Here is a 14183-nt window from a genome sequence, read left to right on the forward strand (position 1 = left end):
TGACATTAAAATCGACCACGACCTCGAGCTCCCATTTTTGCGGCTTTGGCTGCCACACCTGCAGCACCAGAGAGTTTTGAAGCTGCACTTTTTGCTGCATTTCCACCAGCTTTAGCACCACCGGAAAGCATGGTGAAAATTTGTCCTCCTGAGGATATTCCAGCATTAAAGTATGGTCCGCCAGAGGCGAGGGCAGAGGCAATGCCAGGAAGCGCACGGAAGAGAATGACTCCTACTATCGAAATGACAACAACAGGGGGAAAAAGAAGATAGATTGAATCATATGAATCTTTGAGAACGTGTAAGATAATTTTGCACATAATCGTTCCCAGCATGATCACGAGAACTTGCAAAATAGTAAAATTGACTAAAGTGGTAATCCATGCATCGGTGAATTTTCTGGTTGCGTTGAATAAATACAAACTGATGAAAAGGGGGCCTAGTCCTATAATCATTACAAGTGCAACCTGTGCAAATATTTGGACAATAAAACCGCCTATACAAAAAATAATAACAGCTATAACCATTAAACCACCAAGGAGACCAACCATGATTTTTTCAAGGAACCAAGCTTTAGCTAAAACCTCTTGCTGGCGCGTAGTTGCCTGTAACAAAATATAATCAAAAACATTAGAGCCTGTAGGGTTGCTGTTGAGCGCATTTCCAATAGCGTTTACTAAATCATTGAAGAAAATCTCTTTAACATAGATATTAAAAGTGTCCGCATTCGTTGCCATTGTCGTTACAACAATGATTTTAACGACATTATTGAGAAGACTATGCATGGAAAGGGCGACGCGACCAGTCATAACATTATAGCCATACAGAAAGATAAAAATGATTGAGGCAAGATTGAGTGGTTTTGAAATCGCAGAAGACAAACCACTCACTGTTGTATTCATCGCACTATCCAGTGGTGCTAGAATATATCCGGAAATGCTCTCAAATGGGGCAAAACTAAAGTCGGACATTGGAATTCTCAAGTTTTTCTTTTAATTTTTTTGCAAGTGCTTGGTGCTTTTTTTGTTCTTCTTCTTCACGGATTTCATCTTTTGTTTTCGTATCTTTTGCTTGAATCATAGCCAAAGACTGAAGTTTTAAAACGTCCGCTTGAAGCTTTGCCTGAAGAAGAGAGAGTTCTATTTGAAGAGCTTGTTGAGCAGCCTGTAATTCTTCAGGTTTAGTCTCTGTTTTTGCTTTAATATTTTCAATTTTTTTACTTATTTCTTCAATTTTTTTTATATTTTCTGTTGTAAACGAATAAATTGCTTCAGCTGTTTCTGATTTTGCAGCATCTAATTTTTGCGTGTTTTCTAATGCACTTTTATAATATTCATCCACATCGGGCGTGGTTTGTGAGATTGCATGAGAGATAAAAGACAAAGATAACAATGGGATTAAGCTATATTTTTTCATTGATTTTCTCTCCTTTGATGAAATATGGGCAGCCATTGATTAGGGTTTGTCCCATATTCGTTGATAACTTGGTTCATGAGTTCAATATTTTTGGTTGTGCCGCTTAAGACGGCGATCTCATCGTTCATCCCCCGTAGATTGAGTTCTGCAACGACGGAATTTTGCCCCTGTTTAATGAGAAAACGACGAGATTCTCTGCTCAACTCTGATTGTATGAGCTCAAACTCGCGTTCAGTCAGTTTGAAATCTTCAACATAATCGTGGTAATTTGCTTTTTGATTTGGAAAAAATATTTGGGTAGGGCATTGCTCAATAATCGTGTGTGCAATTGTTGAGTTTAAAGCGTCTTTAGGGCTTTGCGTCGCAAACAACATCATGCCATTTTGTTTCCGGATCGTCTTGAGGCGATCTTGTGCAAAAGCTTTGAAGGAATCGTCTTCAAGTGCTTTCCAGAATTCATCAATGATAATAATAATGCGCCGCCCATCAATAAGATCGAGAATGCGGTGAAACAGATACATCATCAAAGGGCGCCGAATTTCTTCATTGTCTAAGAAATCGGTCATATCATAACCAATAAATTGTGCGTCTAGATTAAGATCATCTTGATCGTTATCAAAAACCCAGCCTAAGGCATTGCCTCTAATCCAAGGTTGTAACCGTATGGCAATTCCTTCTTTTGATGTGTTATCAAAAAACAGTTGAAGAGCACCAAGAGAGCGTTGTGCACGGGGCAAACTTTCTAATGAATCAATGGCTTTGGCGATATCTTGTCGCTCTTGTTCTGTCACTGTTTGCCCTTCAGTAGTAACGAGTTTTAAGATCCAATTACGAAGAAAGACTTTATTTTTTTCAGTGTATTCCATGCCTTTTAAAGGGGAAATGCCAGTAGGTTGCCCATTTTTCAAAGGTTTATATTTTCCACCTCCAGCCCGCACAAAAATCTCTGCACCCTGATCTTTGTCGAAAAAGACCATTGTGGGGTTGTGTTTTTGTAATTGTGCGAGAAGAAAATTAACGATTACTGTTTTACCAGATCCCGATGGACCGCAAACAAAGGTGTTTCCAAGGTCACCATAATGAAAATTAAAATAATAAGGTGAACTCGCTTGCGTTTTTAATAATGCTACAGCAGATCCCCAAACATTGCCTTCAAGTTTACCAATGGGAAAGGAATGGAAAGGTGATAAAGCTGCAAAATTTCTGCTGGTAATAGCTCCAGAACGCGCACGATAGCTAAAATTTCCGGGCAATTGCGCCCACCATGCAGCTTCCAATCCTAAATCTTCTCTAGCAATAACCGCTCCACCATTGGTTAAATGGGAACGTGCTTTTGAGAGATTTTCAGCCAATATTTTCGGGTGATCAGCAAAAACGGCTAGGGAGAGATGATGTTCACCTAGAACAAAACGATTTGATTCTAAATCATCCAGTGCTTCATCCAGTGCTTCAATTTGTGAGCTCGCACGATCGGCTGCGTTAATCATTTGATTTTGCTTGCGGCCCATAATGGCACCGGCAGCTGCTTTACTCTTAAAGACAAAAGATTGTGTTAAAATGAATTCAAACGGTGTTGTAAGTAAACCATCGGTCATACCTGGGCGTGTTTTAGAAGGATATTCTTTCCACCCAAACATACCAACAAAGCGTTCATTGCTTTCATGGCGAATTTCGATAATTTCTTTACCAAAAATAACACGATCTGAGTAAATCGTTGAAGCAATGGTGCCAAATGTGAGAGGAATACGTTCACGTCTTCCCCCCACTAACTGGTGTAAAAACTCACTTTGTTCAGAAAATAACATCCCCTCATGTTCATAAATTGACAAGAGGCGTGCATCGTAGGCTTCCAAACCTTGTATAAAATCTTGGCTTAACTCTTCAAGTTTCCGAATGGCTTCCCCATCTGGTTCAGATTGTGTTTTCTTAGCTTTTGCTAATCGTTGAAAAAATGAGGCAAGTTGTTCCGTTTTATCTGAAGCCGGATTCCAGAGCAGTGAAATGAAGAGATCATTTCTATAAAGCTCTTGCGAAACCATTTTCTTTTTGTATTTTTCATCTAATGTTGCTGCAAAAGATGAAGAGAAACGACCCTCTGGATAGAGCATTTCGCGCCGGCGGATGATATGAGAATATAAAGCAACACGTTCATCTGCGATGTTTTTCAAGAGAGTGTTTAATTGGTCGTGTAAGGAATTTATTTGATCGATATCTGCAGTGTCAAAATTTACACCCTCAACGGCCATTACAGTCATTAAGCAGCGTGAGTTTAATGCAATGACATGTTGGTTAACGTAGCGCACATAAGGAATGTATTCTTCAGGCAAAGTTTCCTTTTTCATGCTCGACGTCTGTTTCATCTACTCAGTTCCTTATAAGTACGGACAAGGCATAATGGAGATGTAGATCCACCTCCCCATCTACTGACGTTTTTTTGTTTTCCTCGGGTGTTGAACCAAGCAAATAGTACGCGAAACTGGTTGTGATCGTGTTTTGTCACTTCACGTAAAATAAAGTGTACCCCAACACCAAAACCAATCATGGCAAAACCGCTTGTGAGAATAAAAAGGATGGTTGTTGCCATGACATTAAGGGCCATTGCTTCCATTGTAACACCAGCAAACATGGCAGGTCGTGTACAGGCAAGAAAGAGGATATCTTCGTTCATTTATGTAGCACTATTCATTAACTTCCCAACGAGAGTTGGAGCACCAAAAACAATACCAATGCCGATAATACAATAAGCCGCTTTGCGTAAATCAATAAAGCCGTACATCCAGCCAATGCCCACGGCGGCAACACATATGATCGCAATAAGCCTTGCCGTTGTCCCTGTCATCATATCAACAATATTCTGTAAAACATTATCAACATTTCCCAGACCACTAGCACCGGCAGGAGCAGCATAAGAAGGATCTATTACAACGAATGCGGTTAAAAGCAGCATGGTAATGATAAAAATGATGTTCTTGGATGTATTTTCTGTCATTTTACCTCTCTTAAAAAAAGAACTGTCTGTTAACATCCTCTTGTCTCTCAATAACCGAAGAGCCCCCTTGCTTTACAGCTTACAGCCTTTATCGCCCCTCGATTGTTTTCTTTCTAAAAGCTTTGATAGTGGTTTTTACTTACTTTCAAAATGTTCTTCCAAGAGACAGAAGAATTTCATTTTAAGATTGTGTTACATAAAAATGGCAATTTTAAGTTGTATATTTTTCTTGAAATAGCAATATTCACCATTGTAAAGAAATAATATTTTTCTTTATCAAATATATTTAATGCTTAACCCATTCGGCTAATAGTTTTTTCTCCAAGAGCAAGGAAGGGTTGTTGGTAAAAATGTAAAAAAGGGCAGAGAAACAATGAATTTTTTAAGAGAATGTATGAAACGAGTACGATTTAAACAGATCGTTATTGTTTACATTATGGGATCTATTTTGTGGGGGGTAAGCCAATATAAAGATAAAATAGATTTGAGCATTCTCAAGATATTCACAATGCGAGATGTTCAAGATATTGTTGATATGCATTTGGAACAGGGAAAGTTAACGCAACTCATCACCAAACAGCATTTAGCAAAAGCTGAACCAGTTCTTCATCTACAGAAGAGTGTTTCACAGAATAATGCGGCTGTTTTTCAGGGGATGGCATCGGTTACTAGTGGCGTTACATTTAAATTGGTCACTCCTGTTGCGCAATCTTGGCGTAAGCATGTTGTTCGTGATATTCATCTCTATGGTGTGGATACCTGTGCTCCGCGTCAAAAAGCAAAATTAAATGATCAAGAATGGCCCTGTGGTGCAGTTACAACGGCTTGGTTGGTTACTAAAACACTTGGTCAGGATTTATCCTGTAAGCAGAATCTTATGCATAATGGTGTTTATTATGCCCAATGTTTTGTTCAAGGGGTTGATTTAGCTGAAGCCGGTCTTGCAGAGGGTATGTTGGTGCTTTCAAAAGAGAGTAAAAATCCTATTCCAGTACAGTATCGTCATGCTGAAGAAACAGCACGCAATAATAAAATTGGTCTTTGGTCAAGCAGTTTCACTGAACCTTCACAATGGCGAAGGGCTAATGGATCTTATAATCCTTTTGCACCTTCGTGATTGGCTTCGACTTACATATTCACTTGATGTTTATCTCGAAAATCTTATAAAGCGAATTGCAATGCAGCGTAGGAAAAATTGAAATAAGCTACGAGAATCTTTGCGTATATTGTGTATAGAGGAATTGATTGTGCATTTCTTTCAAGGGACGTTTGCTCTTAAAATAGTTTTTCTATTTTTACTTTGGTGTTTTGCAAAAGGGTTGTAATTGTTGGTGGTAAAAGATTTTTCATCGTTTAGCTTGAAGGTACGGTTCAATAATACTTCAAAAAAATATTTTCAGAATATTATCAGTGGAGAGAAAAAGCTTGAAAATATCGAGTACAATGAAGTTGAGTTGATTAATTTTGATCATTGGACAGAGGAAAAGCTCTCTGAAAACCATTTTAGATATACTATCAGGGCAATTCAAATATGAGCACCTCTACGGCTTCCAGTGTCTGAATTCATATAGATTACTTTAATTAAAGTTGTTCATGAAAAGGACTACCGTTTGATGTGTATATCCCTCATGCAGAGATGCTTGAAACTTTTGAGAAAGCTGACAAGGGCGAAGATATTTTTCATGCAGAAATTAATGGTGATTATGCAACTTATTGATCAATAAGTTGGCAATTACTGGTTGTATTAAATGCGTGTGTATTACAAGGAAATTGGAAGCTGTGCTATGATTTTTCTACAGAAACAGACTGGTGTTAATTTATGTTAGTGGTGCACATGTCCATTTTTATAGAACAGCGATGTATTCGGATTTGTATAATTGACTTTTAATGTTTTTAAAAAGCGTCTTGGTGCTTAAAGGGGGAGCCTTTCACGTTTTTTCCAGTGTTCACGGCAGGCTATACCTTAGAACAATTGGATGATATCTCGACAAGTCTTGAGAACTTACCCGCTTTTCTTGACAGTTCTATTTGGGCCCCCATGCTTGGTGCTTTTGATAAGGAAAACAGGCTTATTGTATTTACGAGAGCGCCGATGGAGGCGGTTGTTGTTTTGCAAGAAATGAGAGCGCCTGATGGGAGTTTTAGTTTTTTCACCAAGATGTTTGCAGAGGTTGATATGCTAGAAGGACTTTTAAGCATAGGGGAACGGCGGCTACGCAATGATAAGATGCTCATCAAATGGCACAAAGAGAGGGTGTAAAACTGGTGTTTTGGGTGACAGAAAACAGATTGTTTTTGTGTAAACTTTCAAGAGAAAAAGTTCGTGATAAAGGTTTACGAATTGTCATACTGATTGTATTTGGTGTGACTGCTGGAGGCATAACAATTTGTATGCGTTCATTATTGGGAAGTGTTTTGTTGATGGGGTTGATTTGGCGCGCGCGAGGCTTACAGAGTGGGTAATGATTTTGATAAAAGATCAGCGTCATTTCCCTTCACCAGCAGATTATAAAAATTTATAATTTGCAGCGCAAAAAGCACAAATGGGATTGTGGTCTAGCTAATTTGAACAACCAGAAGAGTGGAGAAAAGACAATGCACTTATAATCCTATTGATCCTTAAAAGAATTCAGAAAAACTTTAGAAAGCAAGTAAAGCATCAATGTAGTTAAATAGTTTTCCAGTTTTAACTGTATTTGCACGAACTCTGTAGTGGTGGTGTGCTTTCTTTCGTAACATCAATCAAAAAGTGTGAGCGGATGGTGCGAGACGTAATAAAAGTGTGTCATAAACCCAAATAAGACATGAAGCGCCAAAACCAAAGATAAAAAATAGAATTAATAAGCATATGAAAGGCATTCTAAACATTTCTGCTCGTCTGTTTGCTGCTCTCAATCCGTAAGCAACAAAACAAAAGGCGAGTATGAAATAATTTGCTTCTCCTATGATTCCTAATATGGTCTTAACCAGTCTACGAATTTGCAAAAAAAAAGAGTGTGTATTCCAATATATTTCTTTTGGTGCCTATGGGATAAAATTTGCTGTGTTTCGTTTAAAATTTCTTCTTCACTGTCGCGACGCGTGATCAAATCTTTTATTAATCCCCTCATATTTCTCAATTCAATGCGCACAGTTTTATTCGTATTCTACTACTTCACTTACATAATAGAAGGAAAATATGCAACGGTTGCTTTTTTATTGAATAAGTGTAATCTTGTAGTCAGGTGGTGCTAGACGCAATAAAGAGTATGTCAGTTAATTAATTGAGATACGTGTCGCTAAAAGTCATAATAACTGCAAAGTCTGTGGTTGATACTCCAATTTTAGTAGTTCTCCCATTTCCTTTTTCTCATCAGAAGATTTGAGAAGAGAAATAGCACTTACAATCTAATGGCTGGCTGTTAAGATTTAAAGTCAATGCATTGCATAGACAATGACGAATACTGTGTTTGCTGTATGTCTCTCGTTTGCCCTTAAGTGAATTTTCTCTTAGAAAAGTGGGATTTTTTCTTTTGGTCGCCTTTGTTAAAATATTTATTTCCGTGTGTTTTTAAAATAAAAACTTGAGTATTTCAGGTAAGAAACTGTATCAATACAGTAATATTTAGAATTAAATTTTTTATGAGGTGAAGGAACATTGTAAAATTGTAAGCTTTTGATATGAGGCATTTCAGAATTTTGCACCCTTTAACGATAGCTTTTTGTTTTATCATTTCTCATGATCTCTATACGCGATGCAAAGCGATTAAGAGGGGAAATACAGGGTTGGGAAAGAAGATGACAGAAGGATACTTTTTCGATTAAGTAATTTTGAAGTAGAGACAATTTTATAAAATGGCAAAGATATAAACAGGTGCAACATGAATGAACTTACCCACATTGATACTGTTATAGCGCATTACGATGCTGTTTTTTGCGATGTTTGGGGTGTTGTGCACAACGGTGTGCACGCATTTGAACCTGCATTGAGCGTGTTGCACAAAATTCGACAGATGGGAAAAAATGTCATTTTCTTGACCAATTCACCTCGACCACGCGAAGATGTCATTGCTCAATTACAAAGTATGAATGTTCATAGAGATTATTATGATGCACTTATTACTTCAGGGGATGTGACGCGTGATCTTATTCGCGCTGCTCCGCGGAAAGTTTTTTTCATTGGACAGCAACGTGATTTGATATTGTTCGAAGGGTTAGATTGTGAACTGGTTGAAGAATGGGAAGCCTCTGTCGTGGTTTGTAGTGGTTTTCTTGAAGATCTTGATGAAGAACCATCTGCTTATGAGGAGATGTTTCTTCGTATGCGGGCACGCAATTTGCCTTTTATTTGTGCTAATCCCGATGTGATTGTACATTATGGAAATAAAGAGTTTTGGTGCGCTGGTGCATTGGCGCGCCTTTATCAACAATTGGGGGGAGAGGTGCGCATTGCCGGAAAACCTTATGCGCCCATTTATGAGTGTGCTTTTGAAAAACTTCAAAAAATTCGTGGGAAAGTGGAAAAAAGTCAAGTTTTAGCTATTGGTGACGGTCTTTTGACCGATATCAAAGGTGCATTTCATTTTGGACTTGATGCGCTTTATATCATGGGGGGAATTCATCGTTATGATTATATGCAAAATGGTGTGGTGGATAAGCAAGCGTTGCACTCTTTTCTTGAACGTCATGGCTATAAGCCACAAGCGGTAATGTGGGCCCTTCAGTAATGTCTAACTTTTTGCGTCTTCAGGGGACAAATATGCTTCCTTTGGCTTGGCGGGGAGCGGTGTTAGCACTTGGAAACTTTGATGGTGTTCATTGTGGGCATCAGGTGGTGCTCCAAAAAGCACTTGATTTAGCGCGCGTAAAGAATAGGCCAGCTGTTGTTTTAACCTTTGAACCCCATCCAAGGAGTTTTTTTTGCTCCTCAGCTCCTGTTGATCGCTTGACAGAAGCTGCTGAAAAAGCAGAAATTTTTAAAATTCTCGGGTTTAATGGGGTGATTGAACAGCCATTTGATGCCCATTTTGCGGCTCTTTCAGCGGATGAATTCATCCATGTGATTTTAAAACAAGCTTTTGATGTTTCCGTTGTGGTAACGGGTGAAAATTTTCAATTTGGTCATCAGAGAAGTGGAAATCTACACCTTCTTTGTCAAAGGGGAGAAGAATATGGATTTGAGGTTGTGCAAGTTCCTTGCGTCTCTAGTACGAAAGATCTCCAACAGTTGGTCATTTCTTCTAGTTCTATTCGTAAGCTTCTCTCACAAGGTCAGGTGGAAACAGCAGCCCATTTATTGGGGTATCGTTATCGGGTACGCTCAAATGTTATCCAAGGCGAAAAACTCGGACGCCTTTTAGGGTTTCCTACCGCTAACCAGATGTTATCTCCTCAAGTTAGTTTGGCGCATGGGGTTTATGCAGTACGATTGCGTCGTGCTAACGGTGTTTTGCATGATGGGGTTGCAAGTTTTGGTTGTCGTCCAACGGTTGTTAAAGATGGCGCACCGCTTCTGGAAACTTATTTGTTTGATTTTAACGATGATCTTTATGGAGAAAGTTGTACCGTTTCTTTCTTACAGTTTTTACGGGGGCAAGAAAAATTTGATGGTCTTGAGCCTTTGATTGCGCAAATGCAACGTGATGAAGAAGCAGCAAAAGCAATTTTGGCGGCAATACAACCATTGTCGCAGTTAGATCGATTGCTTACTTTTAAAAATATGCCTTCAGTTGATCTGAAAAAGATATAAGAGCGCCAACGATAGCACTTAAACTGATTATAATCACGAAAATATACTCTAAGACATCATGGAAGATATGTGTTTTTCGTTGTTTCGAGGGGGAAACGAATGTATGGAGATCTGATTTAAGCATGATCTTTATCTTTTTCAGAAACTTATGAAATTTTATGGCTTTTATTATAGTTCAAAAATTTACCGTTTATTTCTTTCTGATCCGTTAAGACTGGTGATTAAAGACAGGCTAAACGATAAAGGTGCATTGAACGTGTTCCGTGGTGGCAATAAGCAAGAAGAGGTACAGATGCTGATTTTAAAATTGTTTTCATGGTTTCAACATCTGATTTTTGTATGGTAGGTGGTACAATAGGAATATGATGTGCTTTTATGCCATATTCGTGTGCTGCTGCTTTAATGGTGGAAAAATCAGGTTGATGAGGATCTTCTTGATCGGGGCGGTTACAGATAATTGTTTTAAAGCCAGCTTGTGCTAATGCTTTGATATTTTCAACGCTGATTTGGGCGCTGATAAAAATATCAGGGCCAATTTGTTGTAAGTTCATCTTTGTTTGTCCTCATAGCTATAGCTACATGATTTTTTCTGCTATGCTATATTATTAAGGTGAAATTTTCTGATGATAACAAAAATGTTCTCTTTGTCGAGAAAAATAGATCTCGTTGGAAAAAAATGAGCCACGATTATTAAGATATTTTATCTCCCTTATATCAATAAAAAAATCCTTTACTTGCCATGTTAAAAAAGAGATGTGCACGTGAACAAAAACTGTTTTAAAAGTATTCTATATGCTTTTTGGTGAATTGTCTTAATGCAAGGGTAGGTGCAACACGCAGGGTAGTTAATATAATGATACTTTTTCGCATCTGGTTATGTTGGCATCCTTTGTTTGTACTGTACGATGGTGTTTCTGCCCGAGGTTTTTAGGGAAGGATTGATTTTTTTAATTGTATTAGCTGTGGCGAAGGATAAGGATGCTTCAAGTATTTAATGGATGCTGTATAGAGTACGTGTCTGTAGCTTTTCTCGTGAAATAAGAGAGGTGATTGTTTTGCGTGTGTTAGATGCTTGCCTACTTTGTTATTTTCTGTATAATCGTAAAAACGATAAAACTGAAAGGCGTAATTAATGATCATTGGAGTCCTGAATCAAAAGGGGGGTGTAGGGAAAACCACGTTGAGCGTGAATCTTGCTGCTAGCTTTGCACGTACCGGAGCACGTGTGTTGCTTATTGATGTTGACCCGCAAGGGAGTGCATTGGATTGGGCTGCTGCTCGTGAAGATGATCCTTTGTTTTCAGTTGTTGGTTTGCCGCGTGCAACGGTTCACAAAGAAATTACACAGATTGGCTATAATTATGATCATATCGTTATTGATGGTCCTCCACGCGTGACAGATCTTGCTCGTAGTGCTCTTATGGCTTCCGATTTGGTGCTCATTCCTGTACAGCCTAGTCCATATGATATTTGGGCAGCTGATGGAATTGTAAAGCTTATTGATGAAGCGCGTGTTTATAAAGAAAATCTGAAATCTGCTTTTGTTATTAATCGTAAAATAGTCAATACAGCGATAGGGCGTGATGTGGGCGAAGCTCTTGGAGTATATCCAGTACATGTTCTTTCTGCCAGCGTTGCGCAGCGCGTGATTTTTGCGGAAGCTGCAGCACAGGGGAAGGCTGTTTATGAAGTGGATAAGCAAGGACCAGCAGCAGCAGAGATTGAAGCTGTTGCAGCAGAAATTAAGGAGCTAGAACTATGAGCAAAAAAATTAAGATTGGTACGAAGCCAACCAATAAATCAATTCCTTTAACAGCTGATGCATGGGTGGGAAACCACAAAGGAAGCATGGATGGAGGTATGAAGCGCCTCACCATTGATGTGCCGGAAAGTTTGCATCGTTTGATTAAGATGAGTTGCGCAAGTCGTGGAACAAAAATAGCAGATGAGGTGCGCGAATTGCTTTCACAGAAATACGGAAAAGTGTAAAAAATGATATACGATAATAAGTTTTTATTGACTTGATTATTCTCCTAGGAAGCAGAGGTCATAAATATAAAACTCTGGTGGGATATATTATGATTGTGCAGTGTGCCGGATTTGCTTTGTTTGTTTGCATCTTTTTAAAAAGCTGAATTCAGTAAATCTGGTATTGGCTAGTTGGTTTTGGATTGGATAGGAACTATCATATAATCCCATTATCGTGACAATGAAAAAGAAGGCGATTGTGGTATTCAAATAGATAAAGGTGCGTATATCCAATTTAATTCATCTAAAGTTCGTACGTACTTTTGCCGGCAATGCTGTACAACATTGTCCTTTAGGGCGTTTATAGGTGGTGCATTCACGCATATTACAAGCAATGTCTTCTCTGTCTGATTTCAGTTTTCTGTATTAACCAAGTATGGAAGTGTAAAGTTGAAAATATTTAGGGCAGGACTTGCACAGAGAATTTAGAAGTGAATTAAGTGTGTTTAGAAGTAAATCACTTAAAGGGGCAGTAAGTGAAACGTACTCGAGGGAAGGCAATCTGATTATAAATTGGTGGAGAGGGGAGGAATCTTCTTCTTTTGGAGCGAAGAGGGGACAAAATATTTGTTATTTTATTGCTGCTGGTGAGGGAAAAGGGTATGGTTTTTTGCCAAGATTAATGTTTTCTGCAAGTTCCAAGTGTGCATGATGAATTTCATCAAGAAAACATTGCGTATAATCAATTACTTGCATGACATGTATTTTCCTACAAGTAATATCGATTGCTACTTTTATAGCATCTGAATAAATTGATAGATTTTTTCATAAAATTGTATTGATATTGCTTTTAAATGTAAAATTTTTTCTTGCTTATTTTATTATAAAAAATCAGATACTGTAATTTTATAATAGCTTTGATTATTTTTTCAGCTATACATCTTTTTATTTTATTAAATTATACTCATGTTGAGAGGAGGCTAAAAATAAATAATGCGTTTACTGATATTGATGCTTTATAAAACTTACTCTCTTGCAAGTGCGTAAAAGAAATTCTTTATCATATCTATTGATATTTCTTCTTTTCTTTGTGCTGTTTTATGCTCTCACAGTATTTGATATAATTGTGGTAGTTCTCAAGGGGGGGTATCTCAATTTTTTGTTTTGTTGGGATATGAAGGGTTATTTTTGAGTACTGCTATTGGCATTGTTTTAAGCGCACAGCAATTATATCAAAGTTTTCTTCACTTTTCCGGTAATTTAAGAATGATGAGGATGTAATTCGTTCATTGAATGTATGTTGTTTTTGCTTACTGGCAAATTGCAATGATTTCAATCATTACAAATGCTTATAATTACATATACGTTTTGCTTCAACATGTTTGTGTTGACGTTACAAATATTTATCGAAAGAAAGTGTTTTAAGCGCGATACAAAGATCACGTGAAACATATCTTTATTATTAAATTGAAAGACAGAAGGGGAATTTAATCGTGAATAAAGTCATTATAACAGCATTGCTTCTTTGTACGGGGCTTGTCGTTGTTGGTTGTGAAAAAACTTATAGTGTAGCAGAGTTTAGAAAAGATAGAGAATTGGTGGAAGAATGGGTACAAAAATGTGGAAAGATGAAACCGTCTTTACGTTCGTCATCTAAGAATTGTCAGAACCTCGTAGCGGCTGTCGCTGAATTTATATTAGAAAGCTTAGATGAGGGATTTTTAAAAGAGGAATAAATGATCGGATTCACAAGCTCTTGAATCTGGAGAATAGCAGGATGGTAGTGAAATTATAAATAAAAGTAATTGTGACAATACTGTTTTCTCTTTTTAGATGCAAAGAACAGTTTTTATGAAAGAAAATAGCTTTGCGTTGTAAATAATATAAGCATGAGCTGCACTACATTTATCTATCTCACCAAAAGCCAATGAGGTTTAGGGTTTTTTGTTTTTTTATAGGGAGAAGATGAAAAAATCATTCTGAGGAATATTATGACTTAAGGTAGAATGAAAATATTAAGCCTGATTGTTAAAAATACATATAAAAATCAAAAATTAACACGAAAGTAGTTGAAAGTGACAG

12 protein-coding genes and 3 pseudogenes are annotated in these 14183 nt (G+C 37.7%); 8 read left to right on the forward strand and 7 right to left on the reverse strand.

Annotated elements, in window-relative coordinates; translation table 11 throughout:
• Nucleotides 1-5: 5 nt before the first annotated feature.
• Genes LBE40_RS00695 through LBE40_RS00715 form a run of 5 tightly spaced genes read right to left on the reverse strand, consistent with a single transcriptional unit; the run spans nt 6 to nt 4405 of the window.
• Nucleotides 6-971 carry a TrbL/VirB6 family protein gene (locus LBE40_RS00695; RefSeq protein ID WP_004861221.1) on the reverse strand — a complete coding sequence of 322 codons (966 nt, stop codon included), beginning with the start codon at nt 969-971 and terminating at the stop codon, nt 6-8.
• On the reverse strand, nt 958-1416 hold the full coding sequence (locus LBE40_RS00700) for a hypothetical protein (RefSeq protein WP_004861226.1): 459 nt from the start codon (nt 1414-1416) through the stop codon (nt 958-960). The genes LBE40_RS00695 and LBE40_RS00700 overlap by 14 nt, the downstream gene beginning before the upstream one ends.
• Entirely contained in the window at nt 1413-3776 is a 2364-nt protein-coding gene (locus tag LBE40_RS00705) for a VirB4 family type IV secretion/conjugal transfer ATPase (protein ID WP_004861229.1), read from the reverse strand. The genes LBE40_RS00700 and LBE40_RS00705 overlap by 4 nt, the downstream gene beginning before the upstream one ends.
• The gene (locus LBE40_RS00710; RefSeq protein WP_004861232.1) at nt 3773-4084 is read right to left on the reverse strand and encodes a VirB3 family type IV secretion system protein; all 312 of its coding nucleotides are present in this window, start codon (nt 4082-4084) and stop codon (nt 3773-3775) included. Before LBE40_RS00710 ends, LBE40_RS00705 begins: the two co-directional genes overlap by 4 nt.
• Nucleotides 4085-4405, reverse strand: coding sequence for a TrbC/VirB2 family protein (locus LBE40_RS00715; protein WP_143244883.1), 321 nt, complete (start codon nt 4403-4405; stop codon nt 4085-4087).
• Nucleotides 4406-4778: 373 nt separating this feature from the next.
• Between LBE40_RS00715 and LBE40_RS00720 the strand changes: the two genes are divergently transcribed.
• The gene (locus tag LBE40_RS00720; RefSeq protein ID WP_004861237.1) at nt 4779-5522 is read left to right on the forward strand and encodes a hypothetical protein; all 744 of its coding nucleotides are present in this window, start codon (nt 4779-4781) and stop codon (nt 5520-5522) included.
• A 795-nt stretch (nt 5523-6317) separates the two neighbouring features.
• A pseudogene (locus tag LBE40_RS00725) lies at nt 6318-6662 on the forward strand (hypothetical protein); the annotation flags it as partial.
• On the opposite strand, the pseudogene LBE40_RS00730 reads toward LBE40_RS00725, so the two are convergent.
• Nucleotides 6658-6834: pseudogene (locus tag LBE40_RS00730) on the reverse strand (P-type DNA transfer ATPase VirB11); the annotation flags it as partial. The pseudogenes LBE40_RS00725 and LBE40_RS00730 overlap by 5 nt on opposite strands.
• On the opposite strand from LBE40_RS00730, the pseudogene LBE40_RS00735 reads away from it, so the two are divergent.
• The 3 genes and pseudogenes from LBE40_RS00735 to LBE40_RS00745 all read left to right on the forward strand — a co-directional run.
• Nucleotides 6814-6969 (forward strand): annotated as a pseudogene (locus LBE40_RS00735) (nuclease); the annotation flags it as partial. The pseudogenes LBE40_RS00730 and LBE40_RS00735 sit on opposite strands and share 21 nt — an antisense overlap.
• A gap of 1296 nt (nt 6970-8265) precedes the next feature.
• Nucleotides 8266-9111, forward strand: a complete 846-nt coding sequence (locus LBE40_RS00740; protein WP_004861247.1) for a TIGR01459 family HAD-type hydrolase — start codon at nt 8266-8268, stop codon at nt 9109-9111.
• A complete protein-coding gene (locus tag LBE40_RS00745) occupies nt 9111-10133 on the forward strand; it encodes a bifunctional riboflavin kinase/FAD synthetase (protein WP_004861250.1) in 1023 nt (340 codons plus the stop codon). The genes LBE40_RS00740 and LBE40_RS00745 overlap by 1 nt, the downstream gene beginning before the upstream one ends.
• Nucleotides 10134-10354: 221 nt before the next feature.
• On the opposite strand, the gene LBE40_RS00750 is transcribed toward LBE40_RS00745, so the two are convergent.
• Nucleotides 10355-10684: a protein tyrosine phosphatase family protein gene (locus tag LBE40_RS00750; RefSeq protein ID WP_004861252.1), complete on the reverse strand. Its 330-nt coding sequence runs from the start codon at nt 10682-10684 to the stop codon at nt 10355-10357.
• A 581-nt stretch (nt 10685-11265) separates the two neighbouring features.
• Here LBE40_RS00750 and parA point away from each other — a divergent pair.
• The 3 genes from parA to LBE40_RS00765 all read left to right on the forward strand — a co-directional run bounded on the left by parA (nt 11266) and on the right by LBE40_RS00765 (nt 13837).
• Complete coding sequence (parA, locus tag LBE40_RS00755) at nt 11266-11895, forward strand: ParA family partition ATPase (protein WP_004861255.1); 630 nt, start codon at nt 11266-11268, stop codon at nt 11893-11895.
• On the forward strand, nt 11892-12122 hold the full coding sequence (locus LBE40_RS00760) for a hypothetical protein (RefSeq protein WP_004861258.1): 231 nt from the start codon (nt 11892-11894) through the stop codon (nt 12120-12122). The genes parA and LBE40_RS00760 overlap by 4 nt, the downstream gene beginning before the upstream one ends.
• 1472 nt (nt 12123-13594) lie before the next feature.
• The gene (locus LBE40_RS00765) at nt 13595-13837 is read left to right on the forward strand and encodes an EexN family lipoprotein (RefSeq protein WP_004861265.1); all 243 of its coding nucleotides are present in this window, start codon (nt 13595-13597) and stop codon (nt 13835-13837) included.
• Nucleotides 13838-14183: the final 346 nt, after the last annotated feature.

The organism is Bartonella taylorii (assembly GCF_023920105.1).
GTDB lineage: Bacteria > Pseudomonadota > Alphaproteobacteria > Rhizobiales > Rhizobiaceae > Bartonella > Bartonella taylorii.

Coding starts and splice junctions, on each gene's coding strand:
- LBE40_RS00695 (WP_004861221.1), bottom strand. CDS start 971: ATGTCCGACTTTAGTTTTGCCCCATTTGAGAGCATTTCCGGATATATT.
- LBE40_RS00700 (WP_004861226.1), bottom strand. CDS start 1,416: ATGAAAAAATATAGCTTAATCCCATTGTTATCTTTGTCTTTTATCTCT.
- LBE40_RS00705 (WP_004861229.1), bottom strand. CDS start 3,776: ATGAAACAGACGTCGAGCATGAAAAAGGAAACTTTGCCTGAAGAATAC.
- LBE40_RS00710 (WP_004861232.1), bottom strand. CDS start 4,084: ATGAACGAAGATATCCTCTTTCTTGCCTGTACACGACCTGCCATGTTT.
- LBE40_RS00715 (WP_143244883.1), bottom strand. CDS start 4,405: ATGACAGAAAATACATCCAAGAACATCATTTTTATCATTACCATGCTG.
- LBE40_RS00720 (WP_004861237.1), top strand. CDS start 4,779: ATGAATTTTTTAAGAGAATGTATGAAACGAGTACGATTTAAACAGATC.
- LBE40_RS00740 (WP_004861247.1), top strand. CDS start 8,266: ATGAATGAACTTACCCACATTGATACTGTTATAGCGCATTACGATGCT.
- LBE40_RS00745 (WP_004861250.1), top strand. CDS start 9,111: ATGTCTAACTTTTTGCGTCTTCAGGGGACAAATATGCTTCCTTTGGCT.
- LBE40_RS00750 (WP_004861252.1), bottom strand. CDS start 10,684: ATGAACTTACAACAAATTGGCCCTGATATTTTTATCAGCGCCCAAATC.
- parA (WP_004861255.1), top strand. CDS start 11,266: ATGATCATTGGAGTCCTGAATCAAAAGGGGGGTGTAGGGAAAACCACG.
- LBE40_RS00760 (WP_004861258.1), top strand. CDS start 11,892: ATGAGCAAAAAAATTAAGATTGGTACGAAGCCAACCAATAAATCAATT.